This window comes from Lysobacter sp., assembly GCF_035655815.1.
GTDB lineage: Bacteria > Pseudomonadota > Gammaproteobacteria > Xanthomonadales > Xanthomonadaceae > Lysobacter_J.
The window spans coordinates 1-21,975 of the sequence record NZ_DASRTS010000069.1; the positions used below are offsets into that span (position 1 = coordinate 1).

A 21,975-nucleotide genomic window follows, 5' to 3' on the forward strand; every position below is an offset into this window, starting at 1 on the left:
CGCGTGAAGTGCCACCAGTACAGCAGCATCGAGCCGAAGCTGGCGACCAGGCGGTCGGCGATGTCGCGGGCCTCGGCGGCCGGGTGGCCTTCGCGCTCGGGCAGCACGGTGCCCAGCACGGAGCAGCCGGTCCGCAGCACGTCCATGGGATGGGCGTTCGCCGGCACCAGCTCCAGCGCCTCCTGGACGATCGCGGGCAGGCCGCGCAGGCGCGCCAGCTTGGCCTTGTAGGCCTTGAGCTGGGAGGCGGTGGGCAGGGCGCCATGGACCAGCAGGTGCGCGACTTCCTCGAAGGTCGACCGCGTGGCCAGGTCCTTGATGTCATAGCCGCGGTAGTGCAGGTCGTTGCCGCTGCGGCCGACGGTGCACAGCGCGGTGTTGCCCGCGGCGGTGCCGCTGAGCGCGACGGATTTCTTGGCCTTGGGCAGGACTTGGGCCGACTCGGTCATTGCGTTTCTCCTCGTGCTTGGCGTGACGGGAACGGTTCTGTCCGGTCCCGCCGGGGTGCATCGTTTTCAGGATTACAGGGTGGCAGCGGCAGGGGATGGGCCCCACTGCGACGGGCAGGTCGCAGATGACCGTGGCGGGCCAGTATCGCGCCCGCCACGGTCAAAGGGCGACGGACGCGCCGGCGGAGATAGGGACAGGGGGACTCCACGAGAAGGCCCTGTACGCTCCGTCGGCCGACCTTTCCATCGCCCGCGTCATTTGCCGCGCGCGAACAGCGCGTCGAGCTTGTTCTCGAACTCGTGGTAGCCGATGCGGTCGTACAGCTCCTCGCGCGTCTGCATCGTGTCGACCACGTTCTTCTGGTGGCCGTCGCGACGGATCGCGGTGTACACGTTCTCGGCGGCCTTGTTCATCGCACGGAACGCCGACAGCGGGAACAGCTGGATCGCCACGCCGGCCGAGGCCAGCTCGTCGCGGGTGAACAACGGCGTCTTGCCGAACTCGGTGATGTTGGCCAGCACCGGCACCTTCACCGCATCGACGAAGCGCGTGTAGGTCTCCAGGTCATAGGCCGCCTCGGCGAAGATGCCGTCGGCGCCGGCCTCGACGCAGGCGATGGCGCGCTCGATGGCGGCGTCCACGCCGTCCACGGCGATCGCGTCGGTGCGCGCGATCAGGAAGAACTGCGGGTCGGTCTTCGCGTCGGCGGCGGCCTTGACGCGGTCGACCATCTCGCCCTGCGAGACGATCTCCTTGCCCGGGCGGTGGCCGCAGCGCTTGGCGCCGACCTGGTCCTCGATGTGGCAGGCCGCGGCGCCGGCCTTGATCAGCGACTTCACCGTGCGCTCGATGTTGAAGGCGCTTGGGCCAAAGCCCGTGTCGATGTCGACCAGCAGCGGCAGGTCGCACACGTCGGTGATGCGGCGCACGTCGATCAGCACATCTTCCAGCCCGCTGATGCCCAGGTCCGGCAGGCCCAGCGAACCGGCGGCGACACCGCCACCGGACAGGTAGATGGCGCGATAGCCGGCGCGTTTGGCCAGCAGTGCGTGGTTGGCGTTGATCGCGCCGATGACCTGCAGGGGCTTCTCGGCGGCAAGTGCGGCGCGGAAACGCGCGCCGGCGGATGTGGTGGTCATGGGGGACTCCTGTCTGCGGCGGCCGCCAATCTGGCACCATCCCACTGGTTGATCAATCTTGATCGTCCCGATCAATCTATCGCCGCGAACCATGGCCGACGACCTGCTTTCCGCCCACGAGACCTGCCGCCTGCTGAGCATCAGCCGCGCCACGCTGTACGCGTACGTCAGCCGCGGCCTGCTGGAGTCGCGCCCGGGCCCCGACCATCGCAGCCGCCTGTACCTGCGCCAGGATGTGGAGCGGCTGGCCGAGCGTCAGCGCGTGGGCCGCGGTGCCGCCCGCGGCGCCGCGCAGAGCCTGGACCGTGGACTGCCGGTGCTGGAGACGCGGATCTCGCTGATCCGTCCTGACGGTCCGTACTACCGCGGTCATTCGGCCATCGCGCTGGTTCGCGACGGGGCCAGCCTGGAAGACGCCGCGCGGCTGCTGTGGGATTGCGGCGAGGACGACCCGTTCGACCCGTCCGTTCCGGCCTGGCCTGAGCCGGTGGCGCCGATCGCCGGCGACACGCGGCTGCCGCCGCTGGAACGCACCATGGCGGCGATTCCGCTGCTCGCGCTGCAGGAGCGGCATTCGTTCAATTCCGCGCCACCGATGCGCCACCGCGTGGCTGCGACGCTGCTGCGCCAGAACGCCGCACTGCTCGTCGCGCAGCCGCCGTCCTCCGGTCCGGTGCACCGGCTGCTCGCGCAGACATGGCGGCCGGACGACGACGCCTTCGAGGATCTGGTGCGTTCCGCGCTGGTGCTGTGCGCCGACCACGAACTCAACGTGTCGGCCTTCGCCGCGCGGGTCGTCGCCTCGACCGGCGCGCACCTGCACGCGACGGTGTGCAGCGGCCTGGCGGCGTTGTCCGGCCCGCGCCACGGCGGCGCCACCGCACGTGCCTACGCGCTGATCGGCGAAGCCGCACAAACGCCATCGCCGCGCGACGCGATCGCATCACGCTGGCAACGCGGCGACGACCTGCCCGGCTTCCGGCACGCGTTGTATCCGCAAGGCGATCCGCGCGCGGCGGAATTGCTGCGGCGCCTGCGCACGCACGTGCAGGACTCGGCGATGCTCGACACGCTCAACGCCATCGTCGAAGCGACGGAAGAGATCAGCGGCCAGCGGCCGAACATCGACTTCATGCTGGCGGCGATCTGCCATGCGTACGGTTTGCCTGCGACGCCCGCGCTGGTGATGTTCGCCGCCGGTCGTCTCGCGGGCTGGCTGGCCCACGCACTCGAACAGCAGGCGCATGGTGGACTGATTCGTCCGCGTGCGCGCTATGCGGGTGTGCAGCCGGCGTCACAGGAATAGCCGTCTCCGCGAGATGTGAGTGGCAACCGTTAAGCGGCATGTATCGCGCGCGCTACGGTTGGACAGCAAATTTCGTGCCGTCCGTGAATCCGATGCACCATCTGCTACGGTGCATGAAGGCCAACCATATCGATAAGGAAATCATGACATGCCATCGCACGGCGTCGGATTACAGGTGGACCATGATTAGACGCGCACCTCTATTTATGTCGCGATTGCTGTTGTGCGCGCTGCTGCTTGCCGGTCTGACGAACTGCGCCAGGACAAAGGGCTCCGTCACCGATGGGGTAAATCCCATTACCCCGGCGGGGAACTCGCTCGAGGACAAGGCTGGATTCAACCTGGAGACGGTGGAGTTCACTCCACCGCCATTGAACCGGAATCCGAAAGAGGCTATCCGCATCCGGGTGGAGTTCGACAAGCCGGAAGATGCCGAGCGCTACACGGTCACGATGCAGGCGATGTATCAGAACCGGAAGCGCGAGTGCGGCTACTACCTCGACAGAAAGAACGAATTCACTTATCCGCAAGGAACTCTCGACATACCCAACCGCAGCCGCGAACGCACCTACGCCGAGTTCATGGTCTATCGAGACCGCTTCCAGGCGAAGACCTGCAATTGGGAAATGGCAGTAGTCAGCTTCTACCTCCACGACTCGGCGACGGGCTGGCTTTCATTGAACTACTTCGCCACAAGCGAACTTGCGCCGGGCATGGTCCTCAAGAGGTTATGCCAGTTCAACGACGATGCATTCGCGAATCCCTGTTACCAGCGAAGCCCACCGCCCGACGTACCGTATCGGAGCCGGGTTCCCATCACCATACGCGTGTCGGACGACTCGACCCCGTTGCAGTCCGCTCCCTAGTGCCAACTTTGTAATCCAGTAGAGGCCGGCGCACAACCAGATCCTGGCACTACCTACAAGGACGATGAGGAGACACCACCGTGCCTTTACCACCGGAACAGAACGCTTTTCTCGCGCACCAGGTATACGATCCACTGGCGGCCAATAGTGAAGTGGAAAGCGATACGCGTAGATACAAGGTGCTATACGTTTCGCCGCCGTCATCGACGGACTACAAAGGCGCGGTGTTCCAGGACATGGAAACGAAGCAACTGATAGTTGCCAATGCGGGCACCGACTTTTCCAACATTCACGATGTACTGGCCGACGTCAGCATGGGGATGATGGGGGCCTCGACGCAGTGGCCGGAAGCCGCCGCGACCATGCGCAAGGCGCTGGAACTCGCAAACAAGCAAAACATCCCGCTCTCTCAGATCAGCGCCACCGGTCACTCGTTGGGCGGTGCGCATGCACAGTTGCAAGCTGTGATGTTCGGCGTGCATGCGGAAACCTTCAACTCCTTTGGCGCGCAGTTCCTTGCTAGCAGTGCGCCAATGGATCCGCAAGCCATACAGGCCGCAAAGGGGCGCGTGGTCAACCACCGCATGTACCACGACCCGGTGTCGTCGCTGGCCGAGCACATCGGCTCGTCGGTGGAGTACATGGACCGGGCCGACTACCAGCGGCATAAGCACGGCGGGGTATCGATGGCGTCTGGCGAGGCAGCAGCGGTGGCTGAGGCGCACCGCATGCGCAATTTCTGGGATGGCGACCGCAACCAGCCAGCCGAAATATTCGCCCACAACTACCTGAATGACTTGAGTCGCTCGCCTCTGCAGAACCTGCCGCCCGGTATACCACTGGACACGGGCTTGGATCGGTTTCCCTGGGGCTCCTTGCAGGTGCCGTCCGATCCGCGACACCCGGACCATCCGATGCTGGAGCAGATCCGCACCGGTGTCCGCAACATCGACGAGGGCATTGGCAAACCTTACGACGACATGAGCGAGCGCATCAGTCGCTGTCTGCTTGCGGCCTGCAAGGACAGCCGCGACAACTATCCCCACGTGCGCGACTACTCACTCTCGGGCAATGCCTTGAACCATGTCGATCACGTGGTCATGGGCGGCAACGGTAATGTCTTTGCCGTGGAGGGACGACTGGATGACCCGGCGCATAAACGCGCCTTTGTATCGACACAGGAGGCAATCCGTATTCCTGTCGAACAATCCGACCAGAGGCTGCAGGCCGCACACCAGGCCATCGCGCGGGAGCAGGCCATGGCGCAACAGCAGGAGTTGAGCCGCAGCCAGAACTCACCGGAGCGCAGCGGCCCAGTGCACACGATGTAACTGCCGGGACCGGTCCGCGCGCGTCCACCACATCGGCCGCTACGCGTTATCCGGCCCACGCTCCAGCGCGCGCTTCACTTCGTCCAGCGCGTTGGGATCGTCCAGCGTCGACAGGTCGCCCGGATCGCGGTTCTCCGCCAGCGCCTGCAGCGATCGTCGCAGCAGTTTCCCCGAGCGCGTCTTCGGCAACGCGTTGACCACGTAGACACGCGCCGGACGCGCCACGCCGCCGAGCTGTTCGACGACACGCTGCTGCATGGCGGTTGCCGCCTGCGATGCGGATTCGTCCGGACGCTTGAGCGTGGCGAACACCACCGGCACCTGCCCCTTCAACTCGTCGTGCACGCCGATCACCGCGGCCTCGGCCACGCTGGGATGGGTGGAGCACGACTCCTCGATCTCGCGCGTGCCCAGGCGATGCCCGGCGACGTTGATGACGTCGTCGGTGCGGCCGAGGATGAACGTATAGCCGTCCTCGTCGCGGATGGCCCAGTCCAGCGAGCTGTACAGCAGTTCCCTGAAGTGGCTGAAGTAGCTGGAAAGAAAGCGCGCATCATCGCCCCACACCGTGGTCAGGCAACCGGGCGGCAACGGCGGCTCGATCACCAGCACGCCCTTCTGTCCGGCCGGCACGTCGTCGCCGGTGCTGTCGTCGATCACGCGCAGCTTGTAGCCGGGCGTCGGCAAACCGGGCGATCCGAACTTCACCGGCTTCAGGTCCAGACCCGGCATCAGCGACAGCACCGGCCAGCCCGTTTCCGTCTGCCAGTAGTTGTCGATGATGGTCTTGCCGATTCCTTCGGTGATCCACTGCGCCGTGGGCTCGTCCAGCGGTTCGCCCGCCAGGAACAGCCACTGCAGCTTCGACAGGTCGTGTCTCGTCAGCCATGACGCGTCCTGCTTTTTCAGCACGCGGATGCCGGTCGGCGAGGAGAACATGGTGCGCACGCCGTACTGCTCGCAGATGCGCCACCAGATGCCCGGGTCGGGACTCGTGGGCAGGCCTTCGTACAGCACGGACGTCGCGCCGGCGATGAGCGGGCCGTACATGTTGTACGAATGTCCCACCGCCCAGCCGACGTCGGAGGTGGAGAACATCACCTGCGCCGCGCGCACGTCGTAGATAGACCACATCGACAACGCCAGCGCGACCGCATAGCCGCCGACGTCGCGCTGCACGCCCTTTGGCTTGCCGGTGGTGCCCGAGGTGTAGAGCAGATAGCTGGGCTCGTTGGATTCGAGCCATTCGACGTCCACCTGTGCATCTTCGTACTGTGCACGCAGTGTGGCGTAGTCGACGTCGCGCCCCGCGACGACGTTGTGCTGCGGGTCTAGGCCGCGCCCGACGATCAGCACGTGCGGAGGCGGCGATTTTGCCTGTTCGCAGGCCGCGTCCACGAGCGGCTTGTACGCGATCACCTTGCCACCGCGCATGCCGGCGTCGGCGCAGATCAGCAGCTTCGGCTTCGCATCGTCGATGCGCAGCGCGAGGTTGTGCGAGGCGAATCCACCGAACACCACCGAATGCACGGCACCGATGCGTGCGCAGGCCAGCATCGCGAACACCGCCTCGGCCATGTTGGGCATGTAGATCACGACGCGGTCGCCGCGGCCGACGCCGAGCGAGCGCAGCACCGCGGCGAAGGTGTTCACTTCGCGATGCAGTTCGCGATAGGTGATCTCGCGCGTGACGTTGGTTTCGGAAGAAATGGCCACCAGCGCGAGCTGATCGCCGCGTTCGTCCAGGTGGCGGTCCACTGCGTTGAAGCAGAGGTTGGTTTCGCCGCCGGCGAACCACTTGCGGAACGGCGGGCTGGAGTAGTCGAGGATCTTTTGCGGCGGCTTGTGCCAATGGATCGCCCTCGCCTGCTCGCCCCAGAACGCTTCGGGCTGCTCGATCGAGCGGCGATAGAAGTCTTCGTAACGCATGGCGATCCCTCCGACGGCGCTGCGTCGAGGCTAGCGCCGCACGGGGAAGGAGCGCGTTACGACCTTGGTCGAACGGCAGAGCGAATCCTCCCCGACCTTGCTTTTTCAAAGGAGGGAGCAAAGCGCGGCGGCTGATGCGCCGACGCATCGGCCACCCTCTCCCGGCTGGCTCACTCTTTCCCCTTTGAAAAAGGGGGATACAGGGTGATTGGCTCATTTTTAGGATCTGGTTCGCCTGCCCGACGGCGGAGACGCCGTCAGCACAACTGCGTCGTGAACAACTGCGCGCGCTTGCCAAGGTTCGAAGCGAAGACATGGCAGGACATCCGGAAAAAAGAACGGGGCGGCCAAGGCCGCCCCGGGTTGCATCACGACTTCGTTTGCGCCGTCGCCGGCGCGACCAGGCTCAGCCCAGCAGGTGCGCCACGCCCGAACGCTCTTCTTCCAGCTCGGCCAGCGTCTTGTTGATGGCCGCCTGGCTGAACTCGTCGATCGGCAGGTCGCGGATCATCGTGTACTCGCCGTTCTCCGTGGTCACGGCGAAGCCGAACATCACGCCTTCCGGAATGCCGTAGCTGCCGTCGGACGGAATGCCCATCGTCACCCACTTGCCGTTGCTGCCCAGCACCCAGTCGCGCACGTGGTCGATGGCGGCGTTAGCGGCCGAGGCAGCCGATGACAGGCCGCGCGCTTCGATGATCGCCGCGCCGCGCTTGCCGACCTTCGGGATGAACTCGTTCGCGTTCCAGTCGGCGTCGTTGATCTTGTCCTTCAGCGACTGGCCGTTGACGGTGGCGAAGCGGTAATCCGGGTACATGGTCGGGCTGTGATTGCCCCACACGACCAGCTTCTCGATGTCGCCCACGGCGACGCCGGCCTTGTTGGCCAGCTGCGACAGCGCGCGGTTGTGGTCCAGGCGCAGCATCGCGGTGAAGTTCTTCGCCGGCAGGTCCGGCGCGGACTTCATGGCGATGTAGGCGTTGGTGTTGGCCGGGTTGCCGACGACGAGCACCTTCACGTTGCGCGAGGCGACCTTGTTCAGCGCGGCGCCCTGGGCGGTGAAGATCTTGGCGTTTTCCAGCAGCAGGTCCTTGCGCTCCATGCCCGGGCCGCGCGGACGCGCGCCGACCAGCAGGGCGATGTCGGCGTCCTTGAACGCGACTTCGGCGTCATCGGTGCCGACCATGCCGGCCAGCAGCGGGAACGCGCAGTCTTCCAGCTCCATCATCACGCCCTTTAACGCGGCCTGGGCCTTCTCCATCGGCAGCTCGAGCATCTGCAGGATGACGGGCTGGTCCTTGCCGAGCATTTCGCCGGAGGCGATGCGGAACAGCAGCGAGTAGCCGATCTGGCCGGCAGCACCGGTGACGGCAACGCGGACGGGGGTCTTCATGATGAAACTCCGGAAATGGGGAATCGAAAATCGGGAATCGTCAAACACGCCTGGTCACCGGGAACGGGGGCGGGCTCTTTCGATTCCCGATTCCCCATTCCCGATTTCGGTCATTGCAGTTCGGCGAAGAATTCCTGGAAACGCTGCAGGCCCGGGGCGAGCTGCGGCGTCGGACAGGTGTAGCTGATGCGCAGCGCGCGCGGTTCGCCGAAGGCCGAACCCGGCACGCAGGCCACGCCCTTGGCCTCAAGCAACGCGTTGCAGACGTCGACGTCGTTGTTGATCTTGATGCCGGTAGGACCGTGGGTCTTGCCGAAGGCGACGCTGATGTCCGGGAACACGTAGAACGCACCCTGCGGACGCGGGCAGACGACGCCCGGGATGGCGTTCATCACGTCCATCACCTGGTCGCGCTTGGCCTGGAATTCGGCGCACTTCTGCGTCGGCACGTCCTGCGGGCCGTTGAGTGCGGCGATGGCTGCGGCGCAGACGATTTCCGGCACGTTGGTGATGTGGTTGGAGTTCATCGTCACCAGCGCCTGCGCGACGACTTCCGGACCGGCCATGAAGCCCACGCGCCAACCGGGCATGCCGTACGTCTTGGACAGCGAGTCGAGGAAGATCACGCGGTCGCGCAGCTCGGGGCGCGCATGCACGAAGTTGTGGTAGCCGATGCCGTCGAACACCATTCGGTTGTAGATGTCGTCGGTGATGATCCAGGTGTCGGGATACTTCGCGACGATCTCGGCCAGCGCGTCGATCTCTTCCTTCGTGTACACCATGCCCGTCGGGTTGGACGGGTTGTTGAACAGGAAAACCTTGGGCTTCTTCGCCAGCGCGGCGTCGAGCTGCGCGGGAGTGAGCTTGTAGTCCTGTTCGGGCGGGCACGGCAGCAGGTCGATCTTCGCGCCGACGATCTCGGCGATGTCGAGGTAGCTGGTCCAGTACGGCGTCGGGAAGGCGATGGTGTCGCCTTCGTCCAGCAGCGCCTCGGCCAGGTTGTAGATGACGTGCTTGGCGCCGATGCCGGTGGCGCAGTTGACGCGGCCGTAGCCGGTCAGGCCGATCTTGGCCATGTGTTCGACGAAGGCGTCGAGCAGCGCGTCGGGACCGCGGTTGCTGCCGTACTGGCCGCTGTCTTTCGACAGCGCCTCGCGCGCGGCGGCGTAGACGTGCTCGCCGGGCAGGAAGTTGGGAACACCGATCGAGAAGCTGATGATGTCGCGGCCTTCGGCCTTGAGCCGCTTGGCCTTCTCGGCAACCTGCATGATCGCGCTGGGCTTGGCGCGACCGATGCGCCGGGCAAGCTGGGGCATCGCGGGAACCTCGTGGGATTCGATGTGGGGTGCGCACTGCGCGGCACGGGATTTCCGCCGCCACAGAGCCCCCGGATGTTAACACGCGGCATCCATCCGCCCGGCCCGCCGCTAACGCAAACACCCGCCCCGGCAAGCCGGAGCGGACGTCTGGATCGCGGAGCTTCGCCGCGGCCACCATAAGCCCCTTTGGTAAAGGGGCTGCGCGGCAGCGCGGGGAATTGGAAGCCTTGTCGCGTGGCCCGAAGTTTGCGTCAGCGAACTTTGGGGGTAACCGGCAACACCGGTTATCGCGCGTCGAGCGTCTTGTTCCACTCCGCAACGCGGTCGGCCTTGGCGGCCAGCGCGGCGTCCACGTCGCCCTCGATCTTGATCGACTTGATCGTGTCGCCCTGCTTCACGCTGTCGACCACCTGCTGGCCTTCGATCACCTTGCCGAACACCGTGTGCTTGCCGTCCAGCCACGGGCACGGCACGTGGGTGATGAAGAACTGGCTGCCGTTGGTGCCCGGGCCGGCGTTCGCCATGGAGAGCACGCCGCGCTCGTGGGACAGGCCGGTGCGGGTCTCGTCCTCGAAACGGTAGCCCGGGCCGCCGGTACCGGTGCCCAGCGGGCAGCCGCCCTGGATCATGAAATCGTTGATCACGCGGTGGAAGCTCAGGCCGTCGTAGAAGCCACGGCTGGCCAGGTTCACGAAGTTGGCGACGGTCAGCGGCGCCTTGTCGGCGGCAAGTTCGACGCGGATCGGACCGCGGTCGGTGTCGAAGGTGGCGATGAGGCTCATAACCGTCTCTCCTGGACGTGGGACTTGAGGGAGGAATTCCCGCATTCGTGGGCCCACATGGCGGCGTGCAGCCGCCCGCACAAGGGCCCGCGACGCCGTTCAGCTGAACACGGCAGCGGCGTCATACAACCGGTATACTGTGCGGCTTCCCTTCCGAACGAGCGCTGTTCCGGCGCCCTCTCCGCATGTCCGCCTCCCAGTCCGTAGAACGCCTGCGCAACATCGCCATCGTCGCCCACGTCGACCATGGCAAGACGACCCTCGTCGACCAGCTGCTCAAGCAGTCGGGCACCCTGAACGAGCGCGCCGTGGTCCCGGACCGCGTCATGGACAGCAACGACATCGAAAAGGAACGTGGCATCACGATCCTGTCGAAGAACACCGCCATCCGCTGGACGAATCCCAAGACCAACGAGACCTGGCGCATCAACATCGTCGACACCCCGGGCCACGCCGACTTCGGCGGTGAGGTGGAGCGCGTGCTGTCGATGGTTGACTCGGTGCTGATCCTGGTCGACGCGATGGACGGCCCGATGCCGCAGACGCGCTTCGTCACGCAGAAGGCGTTCGCGATGGGCTTCAAGCCGATCGTCGTGGTCAACAAGGTGGACCGCCCGGGCGCCCGCGCCAGCTGGGTGCTGGACCAGACCTTCGACCTGTTCGACCGCCTCGGTGCGACCGACGAGCAGCTGGACTTCACGACCGTGTACGCGTCGGGCCTGCAGGGCTACGCCGGCATGACCGAGGACGTGCGTTCGGGCGACATGACCCCGCTGTTCGAAGCCATCTGCGAGCACGTGCCCGCGCCGCCGGTCGATCCGGACGGCCCCTTCCAGATGCGCGTGACCTCGCTGGACTACAACAACTACGTCGGCATCATCGGCGTGGGCCGCATCCAGCGCGGCAAGGTCAAGACCAACCAGCCGGTGACGGTGATCGCGCCGGACGGCAAGACCCGCAACGCCAAGGTCCTGCAGGTGCTCGGCTTCATGGGCCTGGAGCGCGTGGAAGTCGGCGAGGCGCAGGCCGGCGACATCATCGCGTTCTCGGGCATCGAGGGCCTGGGCATTTCCGACACGCTGTGCGACCCGGCCGCGGTCGAGCAGTTGCCAGTGTTGACCGTCGACGAGCCGACCATCTCGATGACCTTCCAGGTCAACGACTCGCCGTTCGCCGGCGTGAAGGATCGCAGCGGCGGCAAGTTCCTCACCTCGCGCCAGCTGCGCGACCGCCTCACCCGCGAGACGCAGCACAACGTCGCGCTGAAGGTCGAGGACACCCAGGACGCCGACAAGTTCAAGGTGTCCGGCCGCGGCGAGCTGCACCTGTCGATCCTGATCGAGAACATGCGCCGCGAAGGCTACGAGCTGGCCGTGTCGCGTCCGGAAGTGATCATCAAGGAAATCGACGGCGTGATGCAGGAGCCGTACGAGTCGCTGGTGGTCGACATGGAAGAGCAGTTCCAGGGCGGCGTGATGGGCCGCCTGGGCGAGCGCAAGGCACTGCTGCAGAACATGGAGCCCGACGGCAAGGGCCGCGTGCGACTGGACTACATCATCCCGGCGCGCGGCCTGATCGGCTTCCAGACCGAGTTCCGCACGCTCACCGCCGGCACCGGCCTGCTGTTCCACGTCTTCGACCATTACGGTCCGAAGGCAGAAGGCGCGATCGGCCAGCGCATCAACGGCGTGCTGATCTCCAACGGCACCGGTCCGTCGCCCGCGTACGCGCAGGCGGCCATGCAGGAACGTGGCCGCCTCTTCATCGAACCGGGTGAGGAGATCTACGAAGGCCAGATCGTCGGCATCAACGCCAAGGACAACGACCTCACCGTCAATGCCCTGCGCGGCAAGCAGCTGACCAACTTCCGCGCCGCCGGCAAGGACGACGACGAAGGCCTGATCCCGCCGATCAAATTCTCGCTGGAACAGGCGCTGGAGTTCATCGACGACGACGAACTGGTCGAAGTCACGCCCAAGGCCATCCGCCTGCGCAAGAAGCTTCGCAGCGAAACGGACCGCAAACGCGCCTCGCGTGCGGCCTGAACCAACGGTGCGGGGCCCGGTCTGAGCACGCCATGACCGGCGCCCCGTACAACCCCGATCCGCAGGCCCATCCCGGCCTGCATGTCATCGCGATCTTCGAAGCCGCCAAGGGCCTGCTGGCCCTGCTGGCGGCCAGCGGGCTGGAACTGCTCGGCCCTGCTCCCCTGCAGCGCTGGCTGCATGAACTGGCAGTGCATTTCCAGCTCGACGTGCACCAGGGCACGCTTGCCTCGCTTACCAGTGCCATCAGCCCCGACGGCGTGCACATGGCCGCCGCGGTCGCCCTGCTCTACGCAGCCATGCGTTTCGCCGAGGCTTGGGGCCTGTGGTACGCCCGCGCATGGGCCTCCTGGCTGGGCTGCATCGGCGCGGCGATCTACCTCCCCTTCGACGTCTATGCGCTGGTGCGCCATCCCGGCTGGATCTCGGTGACGGTGCTGGTGGTCAACTTGATCGTCGTCGCAGTGCTGGCACGCGACCTCCACAAGCGACGCCGCTGAGCCGCCGCCGGCGCGACCGGATCGCGTATGCTCGGCCCGGCCATCCGCGACCGGGGAATCGCAGTGCGCTCTTTGCCGATGTTGAAGACGTTGCCGCTGGCGACGCTGCTGCTGTTGTCCGCCTGCCAGCAAACGGGGAAACAGGACGCCACGCCGGCGGCGACGGCCGCTGCGAAAGTAGCGCCCGCTGCCGCCGACAAGTTTGCGTTCGCCGAAGTCGGCATCGACGAACTGCAGGCCCGCATGGGTCGCGGCGAACTCACCAGCCGCGCGCTGACGCAGGCGTACCTCGATCGCATCGCGACCATCGACGACAACGGCCCGAAACTCAACGCGGTCATCGAGGCCAACCCGGATGCGCTGAAGCAGGCCGACGCACTGGACGCCGAGCGCAAGGCCGGGCGCGTGCGCGGCCCGCTGCACGGCGTGCCGATCCTGCTGAAGGACAACATCGACGCTCCGCCGATGGCCAACTCCGCGGGCTCGCTCGCGCTGGCCTCGCACCATCCGCGCAACGACGCCTTCCTGGTCGCGCGCCTGCGCGAAGCGGGCGCCGTCATCCTGGGCAAGACCAATCTCAGCGAGTGGGCGAACTTCCGCTCCTCGCGTTCGACGTCGGGCTGGAGCGCACGCGGCGGGCAGACGCGCAATCCTTACGCGCTGGACCGCTCGCCGTGCGGTTCGAGTTCCGGCAGCGGCAGCGCAGTCGCCGCCAGCCTGGCCGCCGCCGCCATCGGCACGGAGACCGACGGCAGCATCATCTGCCCATCGTCCGTCGCCGGACTGGTGGGCATCAAGCCGACCGTGGGGCTGGTGAGCCGCAGCGGCATCATCCCGATCTCGCACAGCCAGGACACGGCCGGCCCGATGGCGCGCAGCGTCTCCGACGCGGCGATCCTGCTGTCGGCCATCGTCGGGCGCGACGACGCCGACCCGGCCACCGCCGAAAGCACCGGCCGCGCGATTTTCGACTACCACGCGCGCCTCAATGCCGACGGCCTGCGCGGCGCGCGCATCGGCGTGCTGCGCAAGTCGATGGGCTTCCATCCGGCGGCCGACGCCGCGCTCGAACGCAGCCTGCAGGCGATGCGCCAGGCCGGTGCGATCGTCGTCGACGTCGACCTGCCGACCTCCGGCCAGTGGAACGAAGCGGAACTCGATGTGCTGCTGTACGAGTTCAAGCATGGCGTGAACAACTACCTGGCGCGCAGCGGCGCGCCGATCGGAACCTTGGCCGGCCTGATCGAATACAACCGCCAGAACGCCAGGACCGAGATGCCCTACTTCGCGCAGGAGCTGTTCGACCGCGCGCAGGCCAAGGGTACGCTGGACGAGATCGCCTACATCGACGCGCGCAGCAAGGCGCGGCGCCTGGCTGGTCCCGAGGGCATCGACACGGCGCTGGCCTCCGCGCAGCTCGACGCGCTCGTCGCGCCGGCCACGGCGCCGGCGTGGCTGATCGATCCGGTCAGTGGCGACCACTTCCTCGGCGAGGGCTACGGCGCGGCCGCAGTCGCCGGTACGCCGAGCATCACCGTGCCGATGGGCGACCACCTCGGGCTTCCCATGGGCATCGTGTTCATGGGCCCGGCCTGGAGCGAGCCGCGTTTGATCGAACTGGCGTATGCCTTCGAGCAGAAGACCCGCGCCCGCAAGGCGCCGCAGTTCCTGGCGACGGTGCCGTTGGCGACGAGCAAGGGGTGATCTGCCTCGTCCTCCGCTGATGCTTGGAGACCCGGCTGCTTCCTGTCGGCTGGCAGGCTTCGACGCGATGCAGGACCGCCGCAGTCGCCGACGAGGTGGCGCCGGCCATGCCGAGCGCAAGCCCTGCCCTTGCGGCGGTTCCCGGCTATCTCACCTGCGCACTTCGGCGTGCGCTGAAACGGGAAAGGCCCGCCTGAGCGGGCCCTTCGGAGTCACCAGCAGCCGCCTTACGCCGGCGCCGCGATCTGCACCTGCTTGCGTACGATCAGCATCGCGATTTCCAGCGCCTGCTCGTAGTTCAGGCGCGGATCCACGGTCGACTTGTATGCGCGCTCCAGATCGCTCTCGGTGAGTTCGCGCGCACCGCCCAGGCATTCGGTCACGTCCTCGCCGGTCAGTTCCAGGTGCACGCCGCCCAGGCGCGTACCGGCGGCGGCGTGCAGCTCGAACGCCTGCTCCAGCTCGCTGCGGATGTTGCGGAAGCGGCGTGTCTTGTAACCGTTGCTGGTGCTTTCGGTATTGCCGTGCATCGGATCGCACACCCACAGCACGCGGCGACCGTCGCGGCGCACCGCGTCCAGCAGCGCCGGCAGCTTGTCGGCAATGCCGGTGGCGCCCATGCGATGGATGAAGGTCAGGCGGCCGGGCTCGTCGTCCGGATTAAGCAAGTCGATCGTGCGCAGCAATTGCTCCGGCGTCACCGACGGACCGACCTTCAACGCGATCGGATTGCGGATACCGCGGAAGTACTCCGCGTGCGCACCGTCGACCGCGGCCGTGCGCATGCCGATCCACGGGAAGTGCGTGCTGAGGTTGAACCAGCCCCAGTGGCGCGGCACCTGGCGCGTGAGCGATTCCTCGTACGGCAGCAGCAAGGCCTCATGCGAGGTGTAGAAGTCGACGCGGTTGAGGTTGTGCACCTCGCTGCCGGACAGCGTTTCCATGAAGCGCACGGCATCGCCGATGGCCGTGACCATGCGGCGATATTCGTCGGCGAGCGGCGAATGGCCGACCCAGCTGAGGTTCCAGTATTCGGGGTGGTGCAGGTCGGCGAAACCGCCGTCGATCAGCGCGCGCACGAAATTCATCGTCATCGCCGAACGCGCATGCGCCTTGATCATGCGGCGCGGATCGGGCGTGCGTGCATCGCGCGTGAACTCGGGCGCGTTGACCATGTCGCCGCGATAGCTGGGCAACGTGACCTCACCGATCGTCTCCGAATCGGCCGAACGCGGCTTGGCGTATTGGCCGGCGAAGCGGCCCACGCGCACCACCGGCTTGCGCATGCCGTGCACGAGCACCAGGCTCATCTGCAGCAGCACCTTGAGACGGTTCGAGATGACGTCGGACGTGCAGCCGGAGAAGCTCTCCGCGCAGTCGCCGCCCTGCAGGAGGAAACGCTTGCCCTCCTGCGCCTCGGCGAGCTGCTGCTTGAGCGACAGGATCTCCCACGACGTCACCAGCGGCGGCAGCGCGCGCAGTTCCGATAGGGCGGATTCCAGCACCTCGGCGTCCGGATACTGCGGCAACTGCATCGCGGTGCGGTTGCGCCAGGACTGGGGCGACCAGTCGGCGGGCAGGTTCACGGCGCGGAGGGTGCGATCAGTGGGCATGACACGATGCTGCAATGCGGCGAACCACTATGGGCGCTCGTGCGGCGGGCTGCAACCGTTACAGCGGCAACCGCCACGTGCTGCGTCCTGGATCCGGGATACCGGGAACAACGCACTCAGCGGCGACGGAAGGCCGCGTAAGCCGCCCAGATCGCCAGCAGCACGAACCACGCCAGGCTCCAGGCCGGCATCGACAGGCCGAGGAACGTCCAATCGACGATCGCGCATTCCCCCGAGCCGGTCATCACCTTGCGGATCACGCCGGTGATCGGCATGGCCTCGAGCATGTAATCCAGCCCGGGACCGCAGGCCGGTACCTGATCGGGCGGCAGGTGAGTCAGGCGCACGTGATTGCCGGCGATGGCGATGCCGGCCAGGGACGCGAGCAGGGCCAACACGCCGTACGTCCGGCGCCCACCGTTTCCCTTGGGAGCGTGCAGTCCACCGATCAGGAACACGATGCCAAGCGCGAGGAACGCCACACGCTGGAAGATACAGAGCGGACATGGCTCGAGGCCGTCGTGCAATTGCGCGTAGAACGCGTAGCTGAGCAGCGCGGCGCATGCCGCGAAGCCGAGCAGGTACTGGGTACGGAACGAGCCGCGCAGCAGGGAGTTCGTCATGGTCGGCAAGCTTAACGGCGTTGCCGTTCACCTGCACCAGGCCGCGACATCGACTGCCCGCGATCCGCGCACGGACTGGCGCATTGGCGCGCGATCGCAAGAAAGCAAAAACCCCGGCCTGGGCCGGGGTCTCGCGGATGTTTCAATGCATCGGCGTGATGCCGATGTGGCGCGCGGATTACTCCGCAGCCGCTTCCGGACGGTCGACCAGTTCGACGTAGGCCATCGGTGCATTGTCGCCAGCACGGAAACCGCACTTGAGGATGCGCAGGTAGCCACCCGGACGGGCCTGGTAACGCGGACCCAGGGTGGTGAACAGCGTGCCCACGGCTTCCTTGTCGCGCAGGCGCGAGAAGGCAAGGCGGCGGTTGGCAACGCCATCGACCTTGGCCAGGGTGATGAGCGGCTCGGCGACGCGACGCAGCTCCTTGGCCTTCGGCAGGGTGGTGCGGATGATGCCGTGCTTGATCAGCGAGGCAGCCATGTTGGTGAACATCGCGTCGCGATGGGCACTGGTGCGGCTGAACTTACGGCCGGCTTTCTGGTGGCGCATGGTGAAGATTCCTGTTGAATGTTGAAACGTTGGACTTCGCTGTCGCCATCCAGGCGTTGAACGTGGACTGCGGATGGTCCGAACCGGCGCTCCGTTGCCGGCATGCCGCGGGGCTTGGCCCTGTCGGCAGAACGCGGCGCTTTGATCAGATCAAAAGCACCGCGCTTGAACTTTGCTGCTGCCATCCCTGGCGTTACGTGGGGGCTCGGAGAGTCCGGTCAAGGCATCCTGCCCGGGCGTTCGCATCGGCGCGCGGCAGTGCCGCAATCACCAGGCTGCTATCAACACCGTGCCATCCATGGCGGTACGTGGTGGGCTCCGGGGAGCCCGGTCCGGTCATCCTGACCGGCCGTTCGCACCCGCAGCCGATGCCGTCAGGCATCGGCTAAACGCGGGCGCTTACCCCATCATCCCGTGCGAGGCGATGCCGGCCGGGGGCCAGTTCTCGAGCTTCATGCCGAGCGAAAGGCCGCGCTGGGCGAGGACTTCCTTGATCTCGGTGAGCGACTTCTTGCCCAGGTTCGGGGTCTTGAGCAGTTCGACTTCGGTCTTCTGGATCAGATCGCCGACGTAGTAGATGCTCTCGGCCTTGAGGCAGTTGGCCGAACGAACGGTCAACTCGAGATCGTCGATCGGGCGCAGCAGGATCGGGTCGATGCCGCTGGTGGCCGGCTTCGCCGCACCGCGATCGCGGTGGGTGAAGTCGCCGAACACCGACAGCTGGTCTGTCAGGATGTCGGCCGCGGTGCGGACGGCTTCCTCGGCGTCGATCGTGCCGTTGGTCTCGATGTCCAGGACCAGCTTGTCCAGGTCGGTGCGCTGCTCGACTCGCGCCGCTTCAACGGCGTAGGCGACGCGGCGGACCGGCGAGAAGCTGGCGTCCAGCATCAGGCGACCGATTGCGCGGGTTTCCTCGTCAGGACGACGACGTGCGGCGGCCGGCTGGTAGCCGAAGCCACGCTCGATCTTCAGACGCATGTTGAGCGCGGTGTCCTTGGTCAGGTGCGCGATCACATGCTCGTTGTTGAGGATCTCGACGTTGTGGTCGGTCTTGATATCACCGGCGGTGACGATGCCCGGGCCCTGCTTGTTCAGCGACAGGGTGGCGGACTCGCCGGTGTGCATGCGGATGGCGACGTCCTTGAGGTTCAGCAGAACCTCAAGCACGTCTTCCTGCAGGCCTTCGACCGTGGTGTACTCGTGCAGCACGCCATCGATCTCGACTTCCGTGATTGCGAAGCCAGGGATCGACGACAGCAGCACGCGGCGCAACGCATTACCGAGCGTATGGCCGTAGCCACGCTCCAGCGGCTCGATGACCACCTTCGCACGGTTGCCCGAAAGGCGCTCGATCTGGGGGCCGCGCGGGCGCAGCACCTGGTTTGCGGTAACCGTCATGTGTTGGCGTCTCCTGGATTACTTCGAGTACAGCTCGACGATCAGCGCTTCGTTGATGTCGGCCGGCAGGTCGGCACGATCCGGAACAGCCTTGAACACGCCAGAGAACTTCTTGCTGTCGACTTCGACCCACGACGGCGAGAGGTCCATCTGCTGCGCCACGGTCAGGGATTCCTGCACGCGGAGCTGCTTCTGGGCGCGTTCGGCCAGCGCGATCGCGTCGCCGGCCTTGACCTGGTACGACGGCAGATTGACCGACTTGCCGTTGACCGTGACGCCACGGTGCGACACCAGCTGGCGGGCGGCCGGACGGGTCACGGCGAAGCCCATGCGGTAGACGACGTTGTCCAGGCGGGTCTCGAGGAGCTGCAGCAGGTTCTCACCCGTGTTGCCCTTCTTGTTCGAGGCCTTCTTGTAGTAGTTGCGGAACTGACGCTCCAGCAGACCGTAGATGCGCTTGACCTTTTGCTTCTCGCGCAGCTGGGTGGCGTAGTCCGACAGCTTGCCCTTGCGGGCGGTCGGACCGTGCTGGCCGGGCTTCTGCTCGAGCTTGCACTTGGAGTCCAGCGCGCGGGCCGGCGACTTCAGACCGAGGTCGGAGCCTTCGCGACGGGCGAGCTTACAGGTGGGACCGATATAACGAGCCATGTTCTTTCAGCTCCTCAGACGCGACGCTTCTTCGGCGGACGGCACCCGTTGTGCGGGATAGGCGTCACGTCGATGATGTTGATGATCTTGTAGCCGACGTTGTTCAGCGAACGAACGGCGGATTCGCGGCCCGGACCCGGGCCCTTGATGCGGACTTCCAGCGACTTCACGCCGTAGTCCAGTGCCGCACGACCGGCCTTTTCCGCAGCGACCTGCGCGGCGAACGGGGTCGACTTGCGCGAGCCGCGGAAACCCGCGCCGCCCGAGGTCGCCCACGACAGCGCGTTGCCCTGGCGGTCGGTGATCGTGACGATGGTGTTGTTGAAAGAAGCGTGGACGTGGGCGATGCCGTCGGTGACGACACGCTTGATCTTCTTCTTGGTTTTGGCAGCAGCCGGCTTAGCCATGGTCTGTGTCCCTTACTTCTTGATGGCCTTGCGCGGACCCTTGCGGGTACGTGCATTGGTACGGGTACGCTGGCCACGCAGCGGCAGGCCGCGACGATGACGCAGGCCGCGGTAGCAGCCCAGGTCCATCAGACGCTTGATGGCGATGCCGACCTCGCGGCGGAGGTCACCCTCGACCACGTACTTGCCGACTTCCGCGCGCAGGCGCTCGACTTCCGGCTCGGACAGGTCACGGATCTTGGTCGTGGCGGTAACGCCAGCAGCCTCGCAGACCTTCTTGGAACGGGTACGGCCGATGCCGTAGATGCTTTGCAGCCCGACCCAGACATGCTTCTGGGCAGGCAGATTGACGCCCGCAATACGCGCCATAACGCGATCTCCAACTGATTTGGCGGCCAGGACGGATTAATCCCGGCGGAGTGAACTGGAAATTTTAACAAGGTCTCGGGTCAATAGGAAGCCCTGCCGCGTCTGGGACGCGGCAGTGCCCGGCATGGGGAGTGTGCCCATGCTCCGGCGACGAAACCGGACTGGCCAGGCAATGCGATGAACCGCCCTGCCCGGCCCCGCGCGCTACTCTGGCGCGCGAAAGGTCCGGATTCACCCGCGCGCGAGACCGCCGCGCGAGCCGCCCTTCAAGTTCGCCTTCTTCAGCAGGCTCTCGTACTGATGGGACATCAGATGAGCCTGGATCTGGGCGATGAAATCCATGACAACCACGACCACGATCAGCAGCGAGGTGCCACCGAAGTAGAACGAGGTGCCCATTTCGGTGCGCATGACCTCCGGCAGGAGGCACACCAGCACCAGATAGATCGCGCCGGCCGCCGTCAGGCGGGTCAGCACACCGTCGATATAGTCGGCGGTGGCCTTGCCCGGGCGGATGCCCGGAATCAGCGCACCTGACTTCTTGAGGTTGTCGGCGGTTTCCTGCGAGTTGAACACCAGGGCGGTGTAGAAGAACGCGAAACCGACGATCAGACCTGCGTACAGGATCATGTGCAGCGGCTCACCGGGGTTCAGCCACTGGCTGACGCGGTGCAGGAACGACCCCGAATTGCCCTGGCTGAACCAGTTGGCGGCCGTCGCCGGGAACATCACGATGCTCGAGGCGAAGATCGCCGGGATCACGCCCGACATGTTGAGCTTCAGCGGCAGGAACGACGACTGGTTCATGTACGCGCTGCGGCCACCCTGGCGGCGTGCGTAGTTCACCGTGATCCGGCGTTGGCCGCGCTCGACGAACACCACCAGGTAGGTGAAGCCCAGCACGATGACGACGACCGCGATGGCGGTCAGGGCGCCCATGTCGCCGTTGCGGATCTGCTCGAACATGCCGATGACCGCCGCCGGCAGGCCGGCCACGATACCCGCGAAGATGATCAGCGAAACGCCGTTGCCGATGCCGCGCTCGGTCACCTGCTCGCCCAGCCACATCAGGAACATGGTGCCCGCCGTGAGGGCGATCACCGCGGTCAGGATGAAGCCCGGGCCCGGGTTGTAGACCACCGGAATGCCCTGGCTGGCGCCACCGGCCTGCAATGCCGTGGCGATACCCCAAGCCTGGAACACGGCCAGTGGGATCGCACCCATGCGCGACCACTGGTTGATCTTGCGCCGGCCCGATTCGCCTTCCTTCTGGATGGCCTTCAGGCTGGGCACGATCTGCACCAGCAACTGCACGATGATCGACGACGAGATGTACGGCATCACGTTCAGCGCAAACAGGCTGAACCGATGCAGGGCGCCACCGGAGAACATGTTGAACATGTCCACGATGGTGCCCTTCTGCGTCTCCATCAGCTGGAGCATCGCCTGCGGATTGACGCCCGGCACCGGGATATAGCAACCGATGCGGTAGACGATGAGGGCGCCGACCACGAACAGCAGACGCTGGCGGAGCTCGGTGAACTTACCGAGTCCGCCGAGGCCGGCCACTGCGTTGCTACCGCTGCGCGCCATCCGTCGA

Annotated in this window: 20 protein-coding genes; 6 read left to right on the forward strand and 14 right to left on the reverse strand. The window is 66.0% G+C overall.

From position 1 onward, the window contains the following. Together VFE83_RS17790 and prpB are read right to left on the reverse strand one after the other, a co-directional pair. On the reverse strand, positions 1-449 hold a 449-nt coding region (locus tag VFE83_RS17790), incomplete at its 3' end, for a citrate/2-methylcitrate synthase (protein ID WP_324908646.1). A 255-nt stretch (positions 450-704) separates the two neighbouring features. Beyond that, entirely contained in the window at positions 705-1,589 is an 885-nt protein-coding gene (gene prpB / locus VFE83_RS17795) for a methylisocitrate lyase (protein ID WP_324908648.1), read from the reverse strand. Between the two features lie 91 nt (positions 1,590-1,680). Between prpB and VFE83_RS17800 the strand changes: the two genes are divergently transcribed. The 3 genes from VFE83_RS17800 to VFE83_RS19555 all read left to right on the forward strand — a co-directional run bounded on the left by VFE83_RS17800 (position 1,681) and on the right by VFE83_RS19555 (position 5,092). Continuing rightward, positions 1,681-2,895 (forward strand): citrate synthase family protein, encoded by a 1,215-nt coding sequence (locus VFE83_RS17800; protein WP_324908650.1) that lies wholly within the window; start codon positions 1,681-1,683, stop codon positions 2,893-2,895. 113 nt (positions 2,896-3,008) lie between these two features. Next, positions 3,009-3,761 (forward strand): hypothetical protein, encoded by a 753-nt coding sequence (locus VFE83_RS17805; RefSeq protein WP_324908652.1) that lies wholly within the window; start codon positions 3,009-3,011, stop codon positions 3,759-3,761. Positions 3,762-3,841: 80 nt separating this feature from the next. Beyond that, entirely contained in the window at positions 3,842-5,092 is a 1,251-nt protein-coding gene (locus tag VFE83_RS19555; RefSeq protein WP_414674782.1) for an XVIPCD domain-containing protein, read from the forward strand. 39 nt (positions 5,093-5,131) lie between these two features. On the opposite strand, the gene prpE is transcribed toward VFE83_RS19555, so the two are convergent. The 4 genes from prpE to VFE83_RS17835 form a co-directional block, all read right to left on the reverse strand. Beyond that, a complete protein-coding gene (prpE, locus tag VFE83_RS17820) occupies positions 5,132-7,021 on the reverse strand; it encodes a propionate--CoA ligase (protein WP_324908654.1) in 1,890 nt (629 codons plus the stop codon). A 406-nt stretch (positions 7,022-7,427) separates the two neighbouring features. Next, a complete protein-coding gene (locus VFE83_RS17825) occupies positions 7,428-8,414 on the reverse strand; it encodes a malate dehydrogenase (RefSeq protein ID WP_324908656.1) in 987 nt (328 codons plus the stop codon). Positions 8,415-8,524: 110 nt separating this feature from the next. Continuing rightward, positions 8,525-9,730 carry a pyridoxal phosphate-dependent aminotransferase gene (locus tag VFE83_RS17830; protein ID WP_324908658.1) on the reverse strand — a complete coding sequence of 402 codons (1,206 nt, stop codon included), beginning with the start codon at positions 9,728-9,730 and terminating at the stop codon, positions 8,525-8,527. 287 nt (positions 9,731-10,017) lie between these two features. Then, positions 10,018-10,515, reverse strand: a complete 498-nt coding sequence (locus VFE83_RS17835; RefSeq protein ID WP_324908660.1) for a peptidylprolyl isomerase — start codon at positions 10,513-10,515, stop codon at positions 10,018-10,020. Positions 10,516-10,700: 185 nt separating this feature from the next. Here VFE83_RS17835 and typA point away from each other — a divergent pair, with 185 nt between their 5' ends. From typA to VFE83_RS17850, 3 genes are all read left to right on the forward strand, one after another. Then, positions 10,701-12,560 carry a translational GTPase TypA gene (gene typA, locus VFE83_RS17840; protein WP_324908662.1) on the forward strand — a complete coding sequence of 620 codons (1,860 nt, stop codon included), beginning with the start codon at positions 10,701-10,703 and terminating at the stop codon, positions 12,558-12,560. A 32-nt stretch (positions 12,561-12,592) separates the two neighbouring features. Beyond that, the gene (locus VFE83_RS17845; RefSeq protein WP_324908664.1) at positions 12,593-13,060 is read left to right on the forward strand and encodes a DUF2127 domain-containing protein; all 468 of its coding nucleotides are present in this window, start codon (positions 12,593-12,595) and stop codon (positions 13,058-13,060) included. A gap of 78 nt (positions 13,061-13,138) precedes the next feature. After that, positions 13,139-14,764 carry an amidase gene (locus VFE83_RS17850; RefSeq protein ID WP_324908666.1) on the forward strand — a complete coding sequence of 542 codons (1,626 nt, stop codon included), beginning with the start codon at positions 13,139-13,141 and terminating at the stop codon, positions 14,762-14,764. 227 nt (positions 14,765-14,991) lie between these two features. On the opposite strand, the gene VFE83_RS17855 is transcribed toward VFE83_RS17850, so the two are convergent. From VFE83_RS17855 to secY, 8 genes are all read right to left on the reverse strand, one after another. Then, positions 14,992-16,377, reverse strand: a complete 1,386-nt coding sequence (locus VFE83_RS17855) for a class II 3-deoxy-7-phosphoheptulonate synthase (protein ID WP_324908668.1) — start codon at positions 16,375-16,377, stop codon at positions 14,992-14,994. Positions 16,378-16,493: 116 nt separating this feature from the next. Continuing rightward, positions 16,494-17,000, reverse strand: a complete 507-nt coding sequence (locus VFE83_RS17860) for a disulfide bond formation protein B (RefSeq protein WP_324908670.1) — start codon at positions 16,998-17,000, stop codon at positions 16,494-16,496. A gap of 178 nt (positions 17,001-17,178) precedes the next feature. Beyond that, positions 17,179-17,553, reverse strand: coding sequence for a 50S ribosomal protein L17 (rplQ, locus tag VFE83_RS17865; RefSeq protein WP_115843833.1), 375 nt, complete (start codon positions 17,551-17,553; stop codon positions 17,179-17,181). A 399-nt stretch (positions 17,554-17,952) separates the two neighbouring features. Next, positions 17,953-18,951, reverse strand: coding sequence for a DNA-directed RNA polymerase subunit alpha (locus VFE83_RS17870; RefSeq protein WP_324908672.1), 999 nt, complete (start codon positions 18,949-18,951; stop codon positions 17,953-17,955). A gap of 18 nt (positions 18,952-18,969) precedes the next feature. After that, a complete protein-coding gene (rpsD, locus tag VFE83_RS17875) occupies positions 18,970-19,599 on the reverse strand; it encodes a 30S ribosomal protein S4 (protein ID WP_324908674.1) in 630 nt (209 codons plus the stop codon). Positions 19,600-19,613: 14 nt separating this feature from the next. After that, on the reverse strand, positions 19,614-20,006 hold the full coding sequence (rpsK, locus tag VFE83_RS17880) for a 30S ribosomal protein S11 (protein ID WP_158982354.1): 393 nt from the start codon (positions 20,004-20,006) through the stop codon (positions 19,614-19,616). A gap of 12 nt (positions 20,007-20,018) precedes the next feature. Next, positions 20,019-20,375 carry a 30S ribosomal protein S13 gene (rpsM, locus tag VFE83_RS17885; RefSeq protein ID WP_324908676.1) on the reverse strand — a complete coding sequence of 119 codons (357 nt, stop codon included), beginning with the start codon at positions 20,373-20,375 and terminating at the stop codon, positions 20,019-20,021. A gap of 231 nt (positions 20,376-20,606) precedes the next feature. Continuing rightward, positions 20,607-21,968 (reverse strand): preprotein translocase subunit SecY, encoded by a 1,362-nt coding sequence (gene secY / locus VFE83_RS17890; RefSeq protein WP_324908678.1) that lies wholly within the window; start codon positions 21,966-21,968, stop codon positions 20,607-20,609. Positions 21,969-21,975: the final 7 nt, after the last annotated feature.